This is a genomic window from Micromonospora sp. NPDC051006 (assembly GCF_044456245.1).
Taxonomy (GTDB): Bacteria; Actinomycetota; Actinomycetes; order Mycobacteriales; family Micromonosporaceae; genus Micromonospora.
The window spans coordinates 1-19,351 of sequence record NZ_JBITFP010000012.1; the positions used below are offsets into that span (position 1 = coordinate 1).

Genomic DNA, 19,351 nt, shown 5'->3' on the forward strand with positions numbered 1-19,351 from the left:
CGATCATCACCCTGGTCGAACGCGCCACCCGCTACGTCATGCTCGGCGCCCTACCCGAGTCGAGGGTCAGCGAGCAGGTCATCGACGTTCTCACCAGCCTGATGCGTCGACTGCCCGCCGAGCTGCGCAAGACCCTGACCTGGGACCAGGGCATCGAGATGATCCAACACCCCGCCTTCACCCTGGCCACCGACTGCAAGGTCTACTTCTGCGACCCCCACTCACCCTGGCAACGCGGCAGCAACGAGAACACCAACGGCCTGCTGCGCCAGTACTTCCCCCGCTCCAGCACCGACTTCCGCACCTGGACTCAAGACCAGCTCGACGCCGTCGCCCGCGAACTCAACGGACGACCCCGCCAAACCCTCGACTGGCAGAATCCAGCCGAAGCACTCAACAAGCACCTCGTTGCAACAGCCGCTTGAAACCGCCCGCCTTGGAGACCGCAATGTCGGCGATACGGAGTCGATCATGCGGCGGCCAACGGGACGCCGGCCGCCACGGGACGCCGCCCGCACGGACGGGGTTCAGTAGCGCACCGAGATGCGGCGCTCGACTGCGTCGACCCGGACCTCTCCGCCGTACGGGATGATCAACTGCGGGTCGGTGTGACCGAGGTCGACGTCGAAGACCACGACCGGGTCGTCGGCATAGTCGGCGAGCGCCCGGGTGACGGCCGCGCGCTGGTCGTCCGCCCAGGCCCGCCGTTGGTCGAGGGTGTGCGGGCGGTCGAAGTCCCAGGCCTTGGCCCGGCCGACGAGCACCGCCGGGAAGGCGGCGAGCAGCCCCCGCTCCCCCATGTTCCGCAGGATCCGGAAGACCTCGGTGGCGGACGGGAGCTCCTCGGAGGTCTCGAAGATCAGCACCGAGCCGGCCAGTTCCGCCGCCGACGGCACCCGGTCGGCCGCCATCAGCCAGTGCAGGATCTCCAGGTTGCCGCCCCAGGTGCGGCCCTGCACCACGGTCGCCGGGCCCTGCCAGTGCCAGCCGGCGCCGGGGAACATCACCGGCTCGTCGGCGAGGGACGCCGGATCTTGCCAGTCGCGGGGTTCGTCGCCCCACTCGGTGGCCGGGGTGAGGTCGTACCAGTCGGCGGTGAAGAGCGCCGCGCGCAGCGAGTCGAAGGTCGACGGGTGCGGGGCGCCCGACCGGCCGAGGTGCACCAGGACGGACCCGCCGTGGTAGCCGACGATGCCGAGCCGGTACAGGTGGTTGAGCACGTTGGTGTTGTCCGAGTAGCCGAAGTACGGCTTCGGGTTCGCCCGCAGCACCGCGTCGTCGAGGTGCGGGGTGACGGTGATCAGGTCGTCTCCGCCGACGGTCGCCAGCACGGCCGTGATCGACGGGTCGGCGAACGCGGCGGTGAGGTCCCGGGCCCGGTCCCGGGGGTCGGCGCCGAGCACCCGGGTGGTCGGGTATTCGACCGGTTCCAGGCCGAACTCCTCGCGCAGCCGGCGCAGTCCCAGCTCGTGGACGTGCGGGAAGATGGCCGGCAGGCCGGCGGAGGGCGAGACCACCGCGACCCGGTCACCGGGGCGCGGCTTCGGGGGGTAGCGCAACGTCACCATGATCAGAAGCTAGCTGACCGGCCAACCGATTTCCGCCCGGCGAATTACCTCAAATGCTGCTGAACCAGCCCTAGGCTGGCGGCGTGGACCAGGCGCGTGAGGCGCGGGAGGTGCGGGCGCGCGACTCACTGGCGCGTACCGCCGGTCTGTTGCTCGGCACCCTCGCGCTGGCCACCGCGTTCATCGCGGCCTACGTCGGCGCGCTGCATCAGCCCACCCCACGGGACCTGCCGGTCGGCTTCGCCCTCGGCGACCAGCGCGCCGAGGAGGTCCTCGCCGCCGTGCGCGGCCAGACCGACATCGTCAAACCGATCGAGTACGACGACCCGGGCGCCGCCGAGGACGGCCTGAGGAAACGCCAGGTGTACGGGGTGCTCACCGCCGGCCCGGAGGGTCTGCTGCTCACCATCGCCAGCGCGTCCGGGCCGAGCGCCACCGGGGCGATCACCGAGGTGCTCCGCGCCGCCGCCCAGCACGCCGGCACCCCGCTGAAGATCACCGACGAGGTGCCGGTCGTGTCGGCCGACCCGCGCGGCGTGGTGCCCTTCTACCTGAACGTCGGGTACGTGCTCGGCGGCTATCTCGCCTCGACCGTGCTGGGGATCGCCGCCGGAACCACCCCCCGTTCGCCCCGCCGGGCGGGGCTGCGGATCGCCGCGCTCGCCGTCTACAGCGTGCTGCTCGGCGTCGCCGGCTCGCTCGTGGTGGGGCCGGGCCTGGGCATCTGGAACGACGAGGTACTGACGATCGCCGCCGTCGGCGCGCTGGCCGTCTTCGCCGCCGCGATGATCGCCAGCGCCGTACAGGGCTGGCTCGGCATCGCCGGCACCGCGCTGGTCATCCTGCTGCTGGTGGTGCTCGGCAACCCGGGCTCCGGCGGCATCTTCGCCCCGGAGTTCCTGCCCGGCTGGCTACGTACGATGCACCACTGGAACATCCCCGGGCTCGCCAACGACCTGACCAAGTCCGCGGTGTACTTCGACTGGTGGTCGGCCGGCTGGCCGGCCCTCCTGCTCGCGCTCTGGGCGCTGGTGGGCGGGTTCGGTCTGGTCGCCGCGAGCCTGGTCCGCGGCCGCCGCGCCGGCCCGCCCCGCTCGCCGGCGACCGACCAGGGTGGCTGAGATCACGTCGGAAAACGCCGCTGGGCCGAGAGTGGATCTTCCGGGGCCCCTCCTGTCTTCGGGGTCCGCGCGGATACCATCCAGGGAGTCGGACAGCGCTGTCCTTCGTATCCACGTAAGGAGCGCATCGTGACCGACCAGCACGACCACGACGGCCCCGACGCCGCACTGCGGGCCGACATCCGCCGCCTCGGCACCCTGCTCGGGCAGACCCTGGCCCGCCAGGAGGGCCGCCCCCTGCTCGACCTCGTCGAGGAGATCCGCGCGCTGGTCCGGTCCGACGCCCCGACCGCCGCCCAGCGGCTCGGCACGCTCGACGTGACCACCGGCACCAAGCTGGCCCGGGCCTTCTCCACCTACTTCCACCTGGCCAACATCACCGAGCAGGTGCACCGGGCGCGCGACCTGCGCCGCCGCCGGGCGGTGCACGGCGGCTGGCTCGACCAGGCGGCCAAGATGATCGCCGAACGCGGGGTGCCGGCCGAGGAGATTGCCGCGGTGGCCCGCCGGCTGGCGGTCCGACCGGTCTTCACCGCCCACCCGACCGAGGCGGCCCGCCGCTCGATCCTGTCGAAGCTGCGGGCGATCGCCGACGAGCTGGACGCCGAGACCGCGAACGCGATCCTCTACGGCGCCAGCGACGAGGGGCCGGCGAACCGGCGGCTGGCCGAGCTGCTCGACCTGATGTGGCAGACCGACGAGCTGCGGCTGGACCGGCCGGACCCGACCGACGAGGCGCGCAACGCCATCTACTACCTGCGCGACCTCTACGCCGAGGCCGCCCCGCAGGTCCTCGACGACCTCGCCGACACGCTGCGCACCCTCGGCGTGGAGACCTCGCCGACGGCCCGGCCGCTGAGCTTCGGCACCTGGATCGGCGGTGACCGGGACGGCAACCCGTTCGTCACCCCGACGGTGACCCGTGACGTGTTGAGCATCCAGCACGAGCACGGCATCGCGGCCACCGAGAAGGCGATGGACCACCTGATCAACGAGGTCTCCGTCTCCCGCCGGCTGCGCGGGGTGTCGTTGGACCTCTCGGCCAGCCTCGCGGCCGACCTCGACGCGCTGCCCGAGGTGGCGCCAAGGTTCCGCCGGGTGAACGCCGAGGAGCCCTACCGGCTCAAGGCGCGCTGCGTGAAGGCGAAGCTGACCAACACCCGGCAGCGGCTGCGCCAGGGCACCGCGCATGTGCCCGGTCGCGACTACCGGGGCTCGGCCGAGCTGATCGCCGACCTGGAGCTGCTGCGCGCCTCACTGGCCCGCAACTCCGGCCAGCTCACCGCGGTCGGCCGACTGGCCTCCACCATCCGGACGGTCTCCGCGTTCGGCCTGCACCTGGCCACCATGGACGTCCGGGAGCACGCCGAGAAGCACCACGAGGTGCTGGCCCAGCTCTACGCGGCCGTCGGCGAGGTCTCCGACTATCCGGCGCTGACCCGGCTGGAGCGGACCAAGCTCCTCGCCGACGAGCTGACCGGCCGCCGTCCGCTTTCCACCGTGGACACTCCGCTCACCGAGTCGGCCCGCAAGACGTTCGACGTGTTCGGCACCATCCGGGAGGCGCAGGACCGGTTCGGCGCCGAGGTGATCGAGTCGTACATCATCTCGATGACCCTCGGCGTGGACGACGTACTCGCCGCGGTGGTGCTCGCCCGGGAGGCCGGGCTGGTCGACGTGCACACCGGCCGGGCCCGGATCGGTTTCGTCCCGCTGCTGGAGACCCCGGCCGAGCTCAACGCGGGCGGCGAGCTACTGGACGAGCTGCTCTCCCTGCCGGCGTACCGGGCGCTGGTCGCGGCCCGGGGCGATGTGCAGGAGGTCATGCTCGGCTACTCCGACTCCAACAAGGAGGCGGGCATCACCACCAGCCAGTGGTCGATCCACCGGGCGCAGCGCGCGCTGCGTGACGTGGCCGCCCGGCACGGGGTGCACCTGCGGCTCTTCCACGGCCGGGGCGGCACGGTGGGACGCGGCGGCGGGCCGACGCACGAGGCGATCCTGGCCCAGCCGTACGGCACGCTGGACGGCGCGATCAAGGTGACCGAGCAGGGCGAGGTCATCTCCGACAAGTACACCCTGCCGTCGCTGGCCCGGGAGAACCTGGAGCTGACCCTGGCCGCGGTGCTCCAGGCCACTCTGCTGCACACCGCACCCCGACAGCCCGCCGAGCTGCTGGAGCGCTGGGACGCCGCGATGGAGGTGGTCTCCGACTCGGCGTACCGCTCGTACCGCTCGCTGGTCGAGGACCCGGACCTGCCCGCGTACTTCTGGGCGTCCACCCCGACCGAGCTGCTCGGCGCGCTCAACATCGGCTCGCGCCCGGCGAAGCGGCCCAACACCGGCGCCGGCCTGGGCGGGCTGCGGGCCATCCCGTGGGTGTTCGGCTGGACGCAGACCCGGCAGATCGTGCCCGGCTGGTTCGGCGTGGGCTCCGGGCTGGCCGCGGCCCGCGAGGCCGGGCTGGCGGACGTGCTGGCCGAGATGCACCGGAACTGGCACTTTTTCCGGACGTTCCTCTCCAACGTCGAGATGATGCTCACCAAGACCGACCTGAGCATCGCCCGCCGCTACGTCGAGACGCTGGTGCCGAAGGCGCTGCACCCGATCTTCCACCAGATCGAGCAGGAGTACGAGCTGACCAAGCGCGAGGTGCTGGCGGTGACCTCCTCTCCCGCGCTGCTGGAGAACTCCCCGGTCCTGCAGCGCACCCTCGCGGTGCGCGACACCTACCTCGAGCCGCTGCACCACCTTCAGGTGGCGCTGCTGCGGCAGTACCGGGAGTCGGGCGCGGCGGGTCGGGCGGTGGCCACCGCGCCGGGCGGCCGCCGGGCGCCGAGCGACGGTACGGCGCTGGAGCGCGCCCTGCTCACCACGGTCAACGGCATCGCCGCCGGGATGCGCAACACCGGCTGACCCGGCCCGCAGATGACTGAGCGGCAGCCGCCCGCCGGGTGGCTGCCGCTCAGTCGTCAGCAGGATCAGAAGTCGCCGCCGCCGCCGAAGTCGCCCCCGCCGAAGTCCCCACCACCGAAGTCACCGCCGCCGAAGTCGCCGGCCTGGTCACCACCGGCGTCGCCGCCCTGACCGTCGCCGCCCTGACCGTCGCCGTAGTCAGCGCCGTCGCCGAAGCCCTCCTGGTAGCCGGCCTCGTAGCCGTAGCCGGGGTCGGCGAAGGCCGGGGAGAAGAGCGCGTCGGCGATCAGCATGCCGCCCAGCACACCAGCGCCGGCGCCGAGGGCGGTCTTCCACCACGGCGTCGAGTACCAACCGGCCGGCACCGGACGCCCCTGGTAGCGCCCGCCCGGGTAGTAGTAGGGGGTGTCCTGGCCCGGCTGCGGGCCGGCCTTGAAGGTCTGCCCCTGCACCTCGACCTGGCGCTCCCGGGTCAGCTCCCCGGTGCCCGTCGCGGCGGCGAGCGGCGGCAGCTCTGGCCCGGGGTCGATGCCGAGCGCGATCCGGGCCGCCCGGGCGTAGGCGAGCCCCTCCAACGCGGTCTCCCGGGCCAGCCGGTACTGCTGCACCGTGCGGGCCTGCTCGAGCTGGCTGCCGGCCGCGTTGTACCGCTCACCGGCGTCGACCAGCGCCTGCCGGACCGCCGGGGCGTCGCCGTGCAGGTTCATCACCTGACCGCCCAGGCGCTCGTACCAGCGCTGGGCGTCCGCCCGCACGTCGGCCAGGCTCCGGGCCTCCCGCGCGGCGGCCTCCCGCCGCCACCAGACGAACGCCCCCAGCAGCAGCACCACCAGGATGACCACCAGCAGAAGTTCCATGGGCACGAAGGTACCCGGGCAGGCAACGTCGTACGCGTTTGGCAAGCTTCAGTGATGGACTTCCCGACGCTGGCCGTGGTGGTGCTCTGCCTGGGCGCCGGCGGCGCGGTGGGCTGGCTCGCGGCCCGGTCCCGCTCCGCGGCCGAGATCGCCCGGCTGGACGCGACGCTGCGCGCCACCCGGGAGGGTGAGGGGCGCCTTGAGCAGTCCATGCGGGCGCTGAGCTACGAGGCGACGGCCCAGTCGCAGGAGGCGGTGGCCCGGGCGGTCGCCCCGCTGCACGACACCCTGCGCCGCTACGAGCAGCGGGTGGCGGAGCTGGAGCACGACCGGGTCGACGCCTACGCCGAGCTGCGCGAGCAGGTCCGCTCGATGAGCGCGGTCTCCGGCGAGCTGCGCACCGAGACCAAACAGCTGGTGGCGGCGCTGCGCGCACCCCAGGTTCGCGGGCGCTGGGGCGAGCATCAGCTGCGTCGGATCATCGAGGCGGCCGGTCTGCTGGAGCACTGCGACTTCGCCGAGCAGGTCACCTCGACCACCACCGACCAGCAGGTGGTCCGCCCCGACCTGGTGGTCCGGCTGCACGGCGGCCGGTCGGTGGTGGTCGACGCCAAGGCGCCGTTCGACGCCTACCTGACCGCGATGGAGGCGCGCGACGAGCGGGGCCGGGACACCCACCTCGACGCGCACGCTCGGCACCTGCGCGCGCACGTCGACGCGCTGGCCGCCAAGTCCTACTGGTCGGCCTTCGACAGCACGCCGGAGTTCGTGGTGCTCTTCGTGCCGGCCGACCCGTTCCTCGACGTGGCCCTCCAGCGCGACCCGACGCTGCTGGAGCACGCCTTCGCCCGCAACGTGGTGCTGGCCACGCCGGCCACCCTGGTCGCGCTGCTGCGCACCGTCGCCTACTCCTGGCGGCAGGAGGCGCTGGCCCGCAACGCGGTGGCGGTGCACTCGCTGGCCCGGGAGCTGCACGGCCGGCTCGCCACCCTCGGCGACCACGTCGGCAAGCTCGGCTCCGCGCTGGGTAGCGCGGTGACCGCCTACAACCGGGCGGTCGGTTCGCTGGAGGCCCGAGTGCTGGTCAGCGCCCGCAAGCTCGCCGAGCTGGGCGTCTCCGACCAGGAGCTGACGGCGCCGCCGCAGGTGGAGCTGGCGCCCCGGCAGCCGCAGGCGCCGGAGCTGCTCGACTCGACCGACGGCGAGCTGCCGGCCCGCTGATCCGGCGGGCCGGCTCGGTCAGGCCTGGTCAGGCCCGCTGCGCGCTCTCCACCACGAACGGGGTGCCCTGCTGGCAGGTGGTCATCATGTTCGGCTCGACCCGGCCGCTGACGGTGACCTTCGCTCCCGCGGTCAGCACGTTGCGCGGGCCGCCGACCAGCAGATAGCCGTCGAGCAGCAGACAGCCCGGCTCGACCCCGGGAGCGATCGTGCCGGTCAGCGTGGTGGCACCCACCGGCGGCGGCAGGGTGGGACCACCGGGGCTCTTCGGCGGGCGGGTCGGGCTGGTCGAGGGTGCGGGCGGGGTCGCCGGGGTGGGGGTCGTCGCCGGGGTCGCGGGCTGTTCGGTCACCGGGGGTGCTCCCGTCGACGTGGAGGTGGGGGTGCCGGCGTCGTCCGCCGCGCCGCACGCGGTCAGGGCCACGCCGGCGAGCAGGGCTACGACGGTGAGTCGAAGGGTCTTCATACCCGTATCAGACGTGCCGGGGTGGCCGGTCGTTCCCGGGCGCGGTCAGCCTCGGGCCGCTGCGGCGGCCCGCATGTCCCGCTTGAGTTCCTGCGGCAGCGAGAAGGTCAGCCGCTCGTTGGCGGTGGTGATCTCCTCCACGTCGGCGAAACCCCGCGCGGCGAGGTGCGCCAGCACCTGCGAAACCAGCTCCTCCGGCACGCTGGCACCCGAGGTCAGGCCGACCGTGCGGGCCCCCTCCAGCCAGGCGTCGTCGATCTCGTGGGCGAAGTCGACCAGGTGGCCGGCGCGGGCGCCGGCATCCAGCGCCACCTCGACCAGTCGGACCGAGTTGGAGGAGTTGCGCGAGCCCACCACGATCACCACGTCGCACTCCGCGGCGATCTCCTTGACCACGTGCTGGCGGTTGGAGGTGGCGTAGCAGATGTCGTCGCTGGGCGGCGACTGGAGCATCGGCAGGCGCTTCTTCAGCCGCGCCACCGTCTCCAGCGTCTCGTCCACCGACAGGGTCGTCTGGGAGAGCCAGACCACCTTGTTCGGGTCGCGGACCGTGACCTTGTCGGCATCCTCCGGCCCGTCGACGAGCTGGATGTGCGCGGGGGCCTCACCGGCGGTGCCGATGACCTCCTCGTGCCCTTCGTGACCGATCAGCAGGATGTCGTAGTCGTCGGCGGCGAACCGCTTCGCCTCGTGGTGCACCTTGGTGACCAGCGGGCAGGTCGCGTCGATCGCCTTCAGCGAGCGCGCCCGGGCCTGCTCGTAGACCTCCGGGGCGACCCCGTGTGCGGAGAAGATGACGGTGGCGCCCTCCGGCACCTCGTCGTTCTCCTCCACGAAGATCGCGCCCTGCGCCTCGAGGGTCTGCACCACGTGCTTGTTGTGCACGATCTCCTTGCGGACGTAGATCGGGGCGCCGTAGAGCTTGAGCGCCTCCTCCACGGTCTGCACCGCACGGTCGACGCCCGCGCAGTAGCCGCGGGGCTTGGCCAGGAGCACGCGCTTGCCGGTCTGGGGAGTCGCCTGAACCTCGGTCACCCGCCCATCGTACGTGCCGGGCGAGAAGGGGACATCCGCTGCGCGCGTGACCCTGAGCCCGGTGATCAAGAGATTCGGGTCAGAAAACGCGCCTGGGGTGACGCAAACTTCTTGATCACCGGGGAGGTCCGTAGGGTGGGCGGGTGAGCACGGACGAGGTGGGGCGGAGCACGTCCGAGGAGCCGTGGCCGGTCCGGGTGGTCAGCCAGAAGGTCGGCGCCTGGATCGCGCGGCTCGGCTGGGTGTGGGTCGACGGGCAGGTGGCGCAGATCAGCCGCCGGCCCGGGGCCAGCACGGTCTTCCTCACCCTGCGCGACCCGTCGGCCGATCTGAGCCTGACCGTCACCACCAACCGGGACGTCCTCGACTCCGGCGCTCCGGAGTTGAGCGAGGGCGCCCGGGTGGTGCTGCACGCCAAGCCCGAGTTCTACGCCGCGCGCGGCACGCTGAGCCTGCGCGCCGACGAGATCCGCCAGGTGGGCCTCGGTGAGCTGTTGGCCCGGCTGGAGAAGCTCAAGAAGCTGCTCGCGGCCGAGGGGCTCTTCGACCGGGCCCGCAAGCGCCGCCCGCCGTTCCTGCCCCGCCGGATCGGGCTGATCACCGGTCGGGCCTCGGCGGCCGAGCGGGACGTGCTCACCAACGCCCGGCGGCGCTGGCCGGCGGTGGAGTTCCGGACGGTCAACGTGGCGGTGCAGGGCCCGAGCGCGGTGCCGCAGATCGTGGACGCGCTCAAGGTGCTCGACGCCGACCCGACCATCGACGTGATCATCATCGCCCGTGGTGGCGGCGGCATCGAGGACCTGCTCCCCTTCTCCGACGAGGCGCTCTGCCGGGCGGTCTTCGGCTGCCGTACGCCTGTGGTCAGCGCCATCGGCCACGAGACGGACACCCCGTTGCTGGACTACGTCGCCGACGTGCGGGCGTCCACCCCCACCGACGCGGCCAAGCGGGTCGTCCCCGATCTCGCCGAGGAGGTACGCCTCATCGGCCAGGCCCGCAATCGGCTGGAGCGCGCGGTGCGCAACATGGTCGACCGCGAGGCGCACCGCCTCGACGCGGTGCGCTCCCGGCCGGTGCTGGCCCGCCCGCAGGTGATGGTCGACCAGCGGGCCACCGAGCTGACCGCGCTGCGCCAGCGGGCCGGCCGCTGCCTGGACCACCGGCTGGCCGCCGCGGGTGACGAACTGCGCCACACCCTGGCCCGGCTGCGCGCGCTCTCCCCGGCCGCCACCCTCGACCGGGGGTACGCGATCGTGCAGCGCGCCGACGGGCACGTGGTCCGCGCCGCCTCCGAGGTGGGCAAGGGCGACCCGCTGCGGGTACGCCTCGCCGACGGCGAACTGGCCGCGACGGTGGACGGATGAGCCGGCGCGCCGGCGTGTGCTGGGATGGAGCCGATGACTGACGAGACGAAGGCCGGGCCGGACGAGCGGCTCAGCTACGAGCAGGCCCGCGCCGAACTGGCGTCGGTGGTGGAGCGGCTGGAGGCCGGCGGCACCTCGCTGGAGGAGTCGCTGTCGCTCTGGGAGCGCGGCGAGGCGCTGGCGGTGATCTGCCAGCGCTGGCTGGACGGTGCCCGGGCCCGGATCGACGCGGCCCGGCAGGAATCCGCCTCCTGACCCGCCCGGCCGGAGCGACGCGCGGGCACGGGGGGGCTCCCCATGCCCGCGCGACGAGGGTCAGTTGAAGAGGTTGTACAGCTCCGGCGGGGCCTCGACGACCTGGGCCGCCGGCGGCTTCTGCGCGGCGGTGGCGTTGCCGTAGTCGGAGTAGGTGATCCGGACGTCCTGCGCCTTGGCCTGGCCGGCCGCCGGAATCTGGATTACCAGCTCGCTGAGCCGGCCCTGCGGGTCCACCTTCGCGGTGAACGGCACCGACTGGGCCTGCGGCCCGAGCGCGGTGATCATCGTGGCGTCCAGCGAGCCGGCCTCGGCGGCCTTCGACACGTCGATGGTGCCGGCGTACGTGCCCTCGCCGGTCTGCCGGACCTCGGTGACCCCCTGGGTCAGCACCTCACTGCCGGCCGGGTCGAGCTTGTCGAAGTCGAAGCCGAGGTTGCGGTTGCCCTTGATCCGGGTCTGGTCGAGGTGCTGGTACTTGCCGAGGTTCAGCTTCTGCAGGCCGGGCACGCTGCTGGCCGCCTTGCCGCCCAGGTCCACCTTCACCCAGCTGTCCGGCCGGGAGTGGATGACGTCGAGCGTCATCGACAGGTCCGAGGATGCGTCGCCGATCGACACCCGCATCTGGGCGCTCTGGGACGGCTCGTGCACCAGTCCCTCGGCGGTGCTGCCCCCGCCGGTCATGCTGAACCGGAAGTTCCCGTCCCGGATCGCCGTGGTCGAGGCGAGCAGGGCCTGCTTGGCGTCGCCCGCCGCCGGCGACGCGGTGCCACCGGCGGTGGCCGTGGCCGTTCCCGAGGCGCTCGGCGAGGCGGAGCCGCCCGGTGTGCCGGCGGCGTTGCAGGCGGCCAGGCCGGGAGTGAACAACGCGGCGGCCACCAGGCCGGCGCTCAGTCGTCGAACAGTCATCTGTGTCTCCCAAGAGGGGGTCACCCGACGCGTTGACGGCGCCGGAAACCGGGCGACGCAGCACGACCGTCGACTGCGCCGCGCGAACCCGAGCCGGCCGGGTCCGCTCCTCTCCTGTTCCCTGTCGAGGCGTCGCACAATCACCGTTCTGTCCGGTTACCCCGTTCGGGTACGCGAAAGGGGCGGCGGAGGAGCCGGTGAAGCCGGACCGCGAGGAGGCGTGCCGGCCGGTCAGCGAAGTGCGGCGGCCAGCTGACGCAGCTCGGTCTCCCGGGCGTCACCCACCACGATCACCGTCCGGCCCGGCTCCAGCAGCACCAGCGCCTGCTCGTTGCCGCGCGCGGTGTACCGCTGCCAGTTCCGCCCGGCCAGGTCGGCCTGCCCCTGCGGCTGCGCCTGGTCGGTCAGCTCGGCGGGCAGCAGCCGCTCGGCCGGCACGTTGCTCTGCACCAGCTGGGCGCCCCGGCCCTCGGGGGTCAGGTAGCCGATCCGCAGGTTCGCGCCGCCCTCGACGGTCTGGTAGTTGGCGCTGACCGTACGCCAGTCGGAGCCGAGGTCGGCCGGCTGGCTGACCGGGAAGGCGTTGGCCGACCGGGCCTGGTCGATCGCGGCCGTCGGGTCGACCGTGCTCGCCTGGTCGCCACCGAGGAAGCCCCGGTAGAACGCCAGCAGCAGGGCGATCGGGATCAGCAGCACCAGCAGCGAGATCGCCATGTCCTTGGGCGACCGCTCGGACCGACGGGCGTCGACGGCGGCCGGCGGTGCCGGCGGATCCAGCGACGCGGCGACCATCGGCTGCCGCCCGGCGACGGACGGCGGCACCTGCGGCCCGGGACCGGTCGGCTCGACCAGGGCCGGCTCGCCTGCGGTGGCGTCGGCGGCCCGGGCGCCGACGGGCGGGACGCCCGGGCCGGTCGGGGTCGGGTCGCCGGTCGGCGTCGGCTCGGCGGGTACGCGGTCGGCAGGCTGTGCGGGTTCCACCCCACCATTCTCGCAGCCGCCCGACCGGCGGTATCCGGGCCATCACCGCCCCGGCCCGGCACCCGATCCGCCATCGTGTGAGGATCAGCGACAAAGCCGGCGGCAGCGGACCCCCGTACCGCCGGTCCACCCCGCACCGTCGCGAGGAGGAGCCGTCATGACGAACACCAGGACCCGGATCCCGCAGAATCTGGACCGCAACCTTGCCCTCGACCTGGTCCGCGTCACAGAGGCAGCGGCGATGGCCGCCGGCCGGTGGGTCGGCCGTGGCGACAAGGAGGGCGGCGACGGGGCCGCCGTCGACGCCATGCGCAAACTGATCAACTCGATCCCGATGCGGGGCGTCGTGGTGATCGGCGAGGGCGAGAAGGACAACGCACCGATGCTCTTCAACGGTGAGGAGGTCGGTGACGGGACCGGTCCGGAGGTGGACGTCGCGGTCGACCCGATCGACGGCACCACCCTGATGAGCAAGGGCATGCCGAACGCCCTCGCGGTGCTGGCGGTCGCCGAGCGGGGCGCGATGTTCGACCCCAGCGCGGTCTTCTACATGGAGAAGCTCGCCGTCGGCCCGGTCTACGCCGACGTGGTGGACATCAACGCCGGCGTGGCCGACAACCTACGCCGGATCGCCAAGGTCAAGGGCACCGACATCTCCGAGGTGACGGTCTGCGTCCTCGACCGGCCCCGGCACAAGGACCTGGTCAGCCAGATCCGGCGGGCCGGCGCCGGCATCCGGTTCATCTCCGACGGCGACATCGCGGGCGCCATCGCGGCGGCCCGGGGCGAGTCGGACGTCGACGTGCTGATGGGCATCGGCGGCACCCCGGAGGGGATCACCTCGGCCTGCGCCCTCAAGTGCATGGGCGGGGTGATGCAGGCGAAGCTCTGGCCCAAGGACGACGAGGAGCGGGAGAAGGCGCTGGCCGCCGGGCACGACCTGGACCGGGTGCTCACCACCGACGACCTGGTCACCGGGGACAACTGCTTCTTCGTGGCGACCGGCGTGACCTCGGGCGACCTGCTGCGCGGGGTGCGCTACCGGGCCGGTGGCGCGTACACCCAGTCGATCGTGATGCGCTCCAAGAGCGGCACGATCCGGGTGATCGACTCGTACCACCGGCTGGAGAAGCTGGCGCTCTACTCGGCCGTCGACTTCGACGGCCGGCCCCTGGCCGAACAGGAGTGAGCGCGGGCACAACCGAACGGTCCACCCTGCCGGCGACCCAGCGGATCGTCGGGGTGGGCCTGGCGACCGTCTCCGGCCTCGCCGTGGCCGGGCAGTCCCGGATCAACGGCGAACTCGGCGTACGCCTGGCCGACGGCTTCGCCGCCGCGGTGGTCTCCTTCGGCGTGGGTCTGCTGGTGCTGCTGGTGCTGGTCCCCGCCACCCCGACGGGCCGGCGCGGCCTGGTCGCCGTCCGCCGGGCACTCGCCGCCGGCGCCCTGCGACCCTGGCAGTGCCTGGGCGGCGTGTGCGGCGCGTTCCTGGTGGCCACCCAGGGGCTCACCATCGGCACGCTCGGCGTGGCGGTGTTCACCGTCGCGGTGGTCGCCGGCCAGTCCGGCAGCAGCCTGGCGGTGGACCGGGCCGGCATCGGCCCGACCGGCCGGCAGGCGGTCACCGCCCAGCGCCTCACCGGCGCCGCACTCACCGTGGTCGCGGTGCTGTTGGCGGTCAGCGACCGGCTCGGCGACCCGGGTGCCCTGGTGCTGGCGGTGCTGCCGCTGCTGGCCGGGATCGGCATCGCCTGGCAGCAGGCGGTCAACGGACGGGTCCGGGCCGCCGCGGACAGCGCGTTGACCGCCACCCTGATCAACTTCGCCGTCGGTACGGTCGCGCTGCTGGTCGCGTTCGCCATCGACATCGCGGTACGCGGCTGGCCGGCCGGGAGCCTGCCGACCGAGCCCTGGCTCTACCTGGGCGGCCCGATCGGCATCGTGTTCATCGCGCTCGCCGCCGCCATCGTGCGCTTCACCGGCGTCCTGCTGCTCGGGTTGGCCACCATCGCCGGTCAGATCGTCGGCGCCGTCCTGCTGGACCTGGCCCTCCCGACGGAGGCCTCACACCCCAGCATCACCACCCTGCTCGGCGCCGCCCTGACCCTGGTCGCCGTGCTCGTCGCCGCGTTGGCGCCCGCCCGGCCGAGCTGAGCGAGCGCCCGAGGCCGGAGCGGTCAGACCGCGCTGATGGCCGACCTGATCGGCCTACCCTGACCCGCGGCCGGTCAGCCGGTCGACATGATCGACAGCGGCGGAGATGGCGGATCGGTGGTCGCGGCGGTAGCGGTGGGCCGTCCGACCAGCCGGGCCGCGCGCCACCCCAGGAGCAACCCCGGCACGCTGGCCAGCAGGGCCAGCAGCACCGCCGCCCAGGTGTACGCGGGCCGGCCGTAGAGCCAGCCGCCCAGCGGCAGGACGGCCAGTGCGGCGGCGAGCGCGGCGGCCAGGAAGACCTCCACCGTCCACTGGGCGGGGGCGCCGCGAGCCCAGGCCGGAATCAGGGCCAGCAGCGGCACGCCGACCAGCAACGGCAGGAACGCGACCAACTCCACCGTGGCCAGAATGGAGTTGTCGAGCCAGACCGCGACCAGTAGCGCCACGGCCGGGATTCCGAGCCCGACCAGGGTGCCCGGCAGCCACGAGCCGATGCCGGCGCGACGCCCGGCCCGGGCGCCGGAGACCGTGAGCACCGTCGCGATCAGCGCGAGCCCGAGGAGCACCGCCCGGAGCGGATCCGTGCCCCGGTCAGCCGGGGTGCTCCCGCCGAGCGTCGGTGGCCGTCCCTCGAACGGATGGTTGCGCACCACGGCTCCGGCGAAGCCGACCCGCTCCCAGACACCATCCGCTCGGCGCAGGGCGAAGCCGTCCCGGCCGTTGGCGACCAGCACCACGTGCCGGCCGTCGTCGGTGTCCTGCACGGTCAACTCCTGCCCGGCGACCCGTTCGCCACCCCGGCCGGGCTGTTGGTACTGCTGGATCAGCACGGCCCGCTGCGCCTTGGTCACCTCCCAGGCCAGGCGCCAGGTCCGGCCCGCGTCGTCACTCTGCTCCACCCGGATCCGTCCCGACGCCAGGCGGTAGCACCGCGCCGGCACCGCGGCCGAGCAGCCCTGCCGGACCGGCTCGGCCGCCGGCAGGATCCGGCTTCTCAGCGCCTCCTCCTCGGTCCCGGTCGGGTCCCGCCAGGTCGTTCCGCCGTCCGCGCTCAGCCGCCAGGTGTTGGCGAAGGAGGCGTAGCTGTCGTAACCGGTCCCGAAGCCGGCGACCAACCGCCCGTCGGCGACCGTCGCCTGGACCGCGTCGGGGTAGTGCACCGGGCTCGTCGCGGCGACTGCGAACATCGCCGCGGGGAGCAGCACCAGCAGCCGGACGAGCCGCGCCGAGCGACGGCCTACCGGCTCACGCCGGGCTCGGGACCAACTCCAGGCAGCCACGAGCAGCGCGGGCAGGGTGAGCAGATCGGTGCGGTCCGCCCGGACCAGCGAGGGCCCGCTGACCACGCTCCAGATCGCCGAGGCGCCGGCGGCGGCGTACCCGCTCGATTTCACCACCGCGAAGCCGACGCCGACCAGACCGAGCCCGACCCCGACGGCGGCGCGGACCGGCAGCCGGGGCGCCACGAGGGTCAGCAGGACGGCGACCAGTGGCGGCGCGATCACCAGGCCGGCGACGTCGCTGAGCTTGCCGGTCACCAGCCCCGGGAAGGCCGCCTTGAGCAGCTGGTCGTTGACCACGAGCAGGACCAGGGCGGCCACGGAGAACGGGTGCCCCAGCCAGGCCAGGGCCACCGGCGCGCTATCGCGGGGCGGGGACAGGTCGGTCATCGGCTCACGGTCGCAGCGCCGGATCTCGATCCGGCCACGCCAGGAACAGCTTCCGGTACCGGTCCCGTCAGCTGCCGTCGGAGGAGTGGCCCGGGAAGAGGTGCGCGCTCGGGTCGATCACCACGGCCGCGTTGTTCACCGCCGTCGCCGCCTCGCCGAAGCCGGTGGCGATCAGCCGGACCTTGCCCGGGTACTCGGTGATGTCACCTGCCGCGAAGATCCGCGGCAGGTTGGTGGCCATGGCGCTGTCCACCACGATGTGCCGGCGGTCCAGTCGCAGCCCCCACTCGGCGAGTGGCCCGAGGTCGGCGGTGAAGCCGAGAGCCGCGACGACCGTGTCGACCGGCAGGGTCTCGGCCGCGCCGCCCCGGACGGTGATCTCGGCACCGGTGACGGCGCCGTCGCCGTGCAGCCGGGTCAGCTCGGCGTTGACCACCACCCGGATCGGCAGGGCCAGCACCCTCGCGACGGTCGCGGCGTGCGCCCGGAACTTCTCCCGCCGGTGCACCAGCGTCACCGAGCGGGCCAGCGGGTGCAGGGTGAGTGCCCAGTCGAAGGCCGAGTCGCCGCCGCCGACGATCAGCACGTCCCGGCCGGCCAGCTCGGCCGGCTGCGGTACGAAGTAGACGATTCCCGCGCCGACGAAGTGTTCGGCGACCGGCAGCGGGCGCGGGGTGAAGCTGCCCAGCCCACCGGTGACGATCACCGCGCCGCAGCTGAGCTGCTCGCCGCCGGCGAGGCCGAGCACCGGCCGCCCGTCGGCGTAGGAGAGCTTCTCGGCCCGGGTGCCGAGCAGGTAATTCGGGTCGAACGGCGCCGCCTGGGCGACCAGGTTGGCCACCAGGTCACGGCCCTTGATCGACGGAAACCCGGCGACGTCGAGGATCAGCTTCTCCGGGTACATCGCGGTGACCTGGCCGCCCGGCTCGGGCAGGGCGTCGATCACCGCCACCGAGAGCCCCCGGAACCCGGCGTAGTACGCGGCGAAGAGACCGGCCGGACCGGCCCCGATCACGGCGACATCGACCTCGCGCATGGCGTACCGTCGCTTCCCGCTCGCGGATCAACGCGTGCTGATGCCGACGGTAGGGCGGCGACGCCGCCCGGGCAAGCACGTCCCGTTCCGGCGCGGCCGGGTCGTCGATCCGAACGGGGTGGCGGACCGGCCCGGCTCAGGGCAGGGTGAGCGAGGACTCGGAGTGGTAGGGGCCACCCCGGTCGGTGCGACGCCGGCGGAACAGGATCGCGGCGACGACCCCGCCGAGGAGCCCGAACAGGTGCCCCTGCCAGGAGATCCGCTCGTCGGTGGGGAGGATGCCGACCAACTGCCAGCCGTAGAGCAGGCCGACCAGCAGGAAGACCGCGAAGTTCCACCAGCTGCGCTCGACGATGCCGCGGGTGAGCAGGATCCCCAGGTAGCCGAAGATGACCCCGCTCGCCCCGACCACCACCGAGTTGGGCGAGCCGGTGAACCAGACGCCGAGCCCGCTGACCAGGATGATCACCAGGGTGGACCAGAGGAACCGGCGGGCGCCCGCGGCGAGCACGAAGGTGCCGAGCAGGATCAGCGGGATGCTGTTGCTGTAGAGGTGGTCGAAGCCGTGGTGCAGGAACGGCGAGAAGAAGACCCCGTCGAGGCCGTCGATGCGCTGCGGGATGATCCCGGCCGTGGTGTCGAGACTGAAGGCGAGACCCTGGTCGAGGGCTTCGATGAGGAAGAGGAACGGCACCACCGCGCACATCGCGACGAAGGCCCGACCGAGGGCGGCGTAGAACGCCTCGGTGCCGAACCGGTGGGGGTCGCCACTTCCGGGGAGCAGGGTCACCCTCCAACTGCTATCAGCAAACGGGGCCGACCGCCACTCGCGTCCCGGCCGCCCGGACGAGGACGGCGGGGCGGACGATGATCCATCCGCCCCGCCGATCTCACATCCGGATCAGTACCAGCCCACGTCCTGCGAGTGCGCCCAGGCCTTGCAGGGCGTGCCGTAGCGGCCCTCGATGTAGCCCAGGCCCCACTTGATCTGAGTCGCCGGGTTGGTCTGCCAGTCGTCGGCGACCGAGCCCATCTTGCTGCCCGGCAGCGCCTGCGGAATGCCGTACGCCCCGGAGGAGGAGTTGCGGGCCTTGTGGTTCCAGCCGCTCTCCTTGGTCCAGAGCCGGTCCAGGCAGGGGAACTCCGCGATGCCGAAGCCCGCCTTGATCATCTCCGCGCAGCCGATCTTCCGGTTGCCGCTGAACTCCGCGCAGGAGGCCGGGATCGGTCCGGTGTACGGCTTGGCGGCCGCCTTCTGGGCCGCCTCCCGGTCGCGCTTGCGGGACGCGGCGGCCTGCTCGGCCTTGCGGGCCCGCTCGGCGGCCTCCTTGGCGGCCTCGGCGGCGCGCAGCTTGGCCTGGTACTCGGCGGCGCGCTGCTTGGCGGACTGCATCTGGTGGGCGGCCTGCCGCTCACGCTGATAGTCGTACTCCGCCTGGTCGACCTCCGCGCCGACCTGCGCGGTGAGGCCCTGTTGCTGGGTCTCCCGGTCTTCGCCCAGATAGAAGCCGCCGGCAACGCCCACGGAGAGCAGTGCGACGGCGGCCGTACGGGCACCCAACCGGCTCCACAGCCGACTCACGAAGTTTCCCTTCGTCGGGGGCAAGGACACGGCGCGGTCCCGGACCGTCGAGGCCGATCCCGCGCCGTGAGCGCCCCGACCGTCGCCGGTCAACGCCGACGTACCGGCGTCCGCCGATCTCGTTCCAGTGGGGCGAACGATTCTCGACGATCTTTCCGGGGCGCGGGCGCTCGTGGGACACCATCGCGCACAGTGAGGCTGATGGGAAACCAA

Annotated in this window: 18 protein-coding genes; 8 read left to right on the forward strand and 10 right to left on the reverse strand. The window is 73.0% G+C overall.

Translation table 11 applies throughout. The features are described from left to right. Positions 1-425: IS30 family transposase (locus ACIBBA_RS19170; RefSeq protein WP_396698892.1), on the forward strand; the 425-nt coding region annotated here is incomplete at its 5' end. 102 nt (positions 426-527) lie between these two features. Here ACIBBA_RS19170 and ACIBBA_RS19175 read toward each other — a convergent pair. Beyond that, positions 528-1,568, reverse strand: a complete 1,041-nt coding sequence (locus ACIBBA_RS19175; protein WP_396698894.1) for a S66 peptidase family protein — start codon at positions 1,566-1,568, stop codon at positions 528-530. Positions 1,569-1,651: 83 nt separating this feature from the next. Between ACIBBA_RS19175 and ACIBBA_RS19180 the strand changes: the two genes are divergently transcribed. Together ACIBBA_RS19180 and ppc are read left to right on the forward strand one after the other, a co-directional pair. Continuing rightward, a complete protein-coding gene (locus ACIBBA_RS19180) occupies positions 1,652-2,689 on the forward strand; it encodes a hypothetical protein (RefSeq protein ID WP_396698896.1) in 1,038 nt (345 codons plus the stop codon). Between the two features lie 129 nt (positions 2,690-2,818). Continuing rightward, positions 2,819-5,605, forward strand: coding sequence for a phosphoenolpyruvate carboxylase (gene ppc / locus ACIBBA_RS19185; RefSeq protein WP_396698898.1), 2,787 nt, complete (start codon positions 2,819-2,821; stop codon positions 5,603-5,605). Positions 5,606-5,670: 65 nt separating this feature from the next. Here ppc and ACIBBA_RS19190 read toward each other — a convergent pair whose 3' ends face one another. Then, entirely contained in the window at positions 5,671-6,462 is a 792-nt protein-coding gene (locus ACIBBA_RS19190; RefSeq protein ID WP_396698900.1) for a hypothetical protein, read from the reverse strand. Between the two features lie 54 nt (positions 6,463-6,516). Between ACIBBA_RS19190 and ACIBBA_RS19195 the strand changes: the two genes are divergently transcribed. Then, the gene (locus ACIBBA_RS19195; RefSeq protein WP_350867291.1) at positions 6,517-7,683 is read left to right on the forward strand and encodes a DNA recombination protein RmuC; all 1,167 of its coding nucleotides are present in this window, start codon (positions 6,517-6,519) and stop codon (positions 7,681-7,683) included. 28 nt (positions 7,684-7,711) lie between these two features. Here ACIBBA_RS19195 and ACIBBA_RS19200 read toward each other — a convergent pair whose 3' ends face one another. Next, entirely contained in the window at positions 7,712-8,149 is a 438-nt protein-coding gene (locus ACIBBA_RS19200; protein WP_396698902.1) for a hypothetical protein, read from the reverse strand. 45 nt (positions 8,150-8,194) lie between these two features. Then, positions 8,195-9,184, reverse strand: a complete 990-nt coding sequence (locus tag ACIBBA_RS19205) for a 4-hydroxy-3-methylbut-2-enyl diphosphate reductase (protein ID WP_350867295.1) — start codon at positions 9,182-9,184, stop codon at positions 8,195-8,197. 143 nt (positions 9,185-9,327) lie between these two features. Between ACIBBA_RS19205 and xseA the strand changes: the two genes are divergently transcribed. After that, on the forward strand, positions 9,328-10,548 hold the full coding sequence (gene xseA, locus ACIBBA_RS19210) for an exodeoxyribonuclease VII large subunit (RefSeq protein ID WP_350867296.1): 1,221 nt from the start codon (positions 9,328-9,330) through the stop codon (positions 10,546-10,548). A gap of 33 nt (positions 10,549-10,581) precedes the next feature. Further along, entirely contained in the window at positions 10,582-10,803 is a 222-nt protein-coding gene (locus ACIBBA_RS19215) for an exodeoxyribonuclease VII small subunit (protein ID WP_396698906.1), read from the forward strand. A gap of 60 nt (positions 10,804-10,863) precedes the next feature. Here ACIBBA_RS19215 and ACIBBA_RS19220 read toward each other — a convergent pair whose 3' ends face one another. Both ACIBBA_RS19220 and ACIBBA_RS19225 read right to left on the reverse strand, forming a co-directional pair. After that, positions 10,864-11,712, reverse strand: a complete 849-nt coding sequence (locus ACIBBA_RS19220) for a hypothetical protein (protein WP_396698908.1) — start codon at positions 11,710-11,712, stop codon at positions 10,864-10,866. Between the two features lie 231 nt (positions 11,713-11,943). Next, entirely contained in the window at positions 11,944-12,693 is a 750-nt protein-coding gene (locus tag ACIBBA_RS19225) for a DUF4245 domain-containing protein (RefSeq protein ID WP_396698910.1), read from the reverse strand. 157 nt (positions 12,694-12,850) lie between these two features. Here ACIBBA_RS19225 and glpX point away from each other — a divergent pair, with 157 nt between their 5' ends. Both glpX and ACIBBA_RS19235 read left to right on the forward strand, forming a co-directional pair. Then, positions 12,851-13,882, forward strand: a complete 1,032-nt coding sequence (gene glpX / locus ACIBBA_RS19230; protein ID WP_350867303.1) for a class II fructose-bisphosphatase — start codon at positions 12,851-12,853, stop codon at positions 13,880-13,882. Between the two features lie 26 nt (positions 13,883-13,908). Further along, complete coding sequence (locus tag ACIBBA_RS19235; protein WP_396699160.1) at positions 13,909-14,847, forward strand: DMT family transporter; 939 nt, start codon at positions 13,909-13,911, stop codon at positions 14,845-14,847. 74 nt (positions 14,848-14,921) lie between these two features. Here the strand turns inward: ACIBBA_RS19235 and ACIBBA_RS19240 are convergent, their stop codons facing one another. From ACIBBA_RS19240 to ACIBBA_RS19255, 4 genes are all read right to left on the reverse strand, one after another. Continuing rightward, entirely contained in the window at positions 14,922-16,520 is a 1,599-nt protein-coding gene (locus ACIBBA_RS19240; protein ID WP_396698912.1) for a hypothetical protein, read from the reverse strand. 67 nt (positions 16,521-16,587) lie between these two features. After that, positions 16,588-17,556 (reverse strand): NAD(P)/FAD-dependent oxidoreductase, encoded by a 969-nt coding sequence (locus tag ACIBBA_RS19245; protein WP_396698914.1) that lies wholly within the window; start codon positions 17,554-17,556, stop codon positions 16,588-16,590. Positions 17,557-17,692: 136 nt separating this feature from the next. Next, on the reverse strand, positions 17,693-18,346 hold the full coding sequence (locus ACIBBA_RS19250; protein ID WP_396698916.1) for a rhomboid family intramembrane serine protease: 654 nt from the start codon (positions 18,344-18,346) through the stop codon (positions 17,693-17,695). Positions 18,347-18,457: 111 nt separating this feature from the next. Then, complete coding sequence (locus ACIBBA_RS19255; protein WP_396698918.1) at positions 18,458-19,138, reverse strand: lytic transglycosylase domain-containing protein; 681 nt, start codon at positions 19,136-19,138, stop codon at positions 18,458-18,460. Positions 19,139-19,351 lie beyond the last annotated feature (213 nt).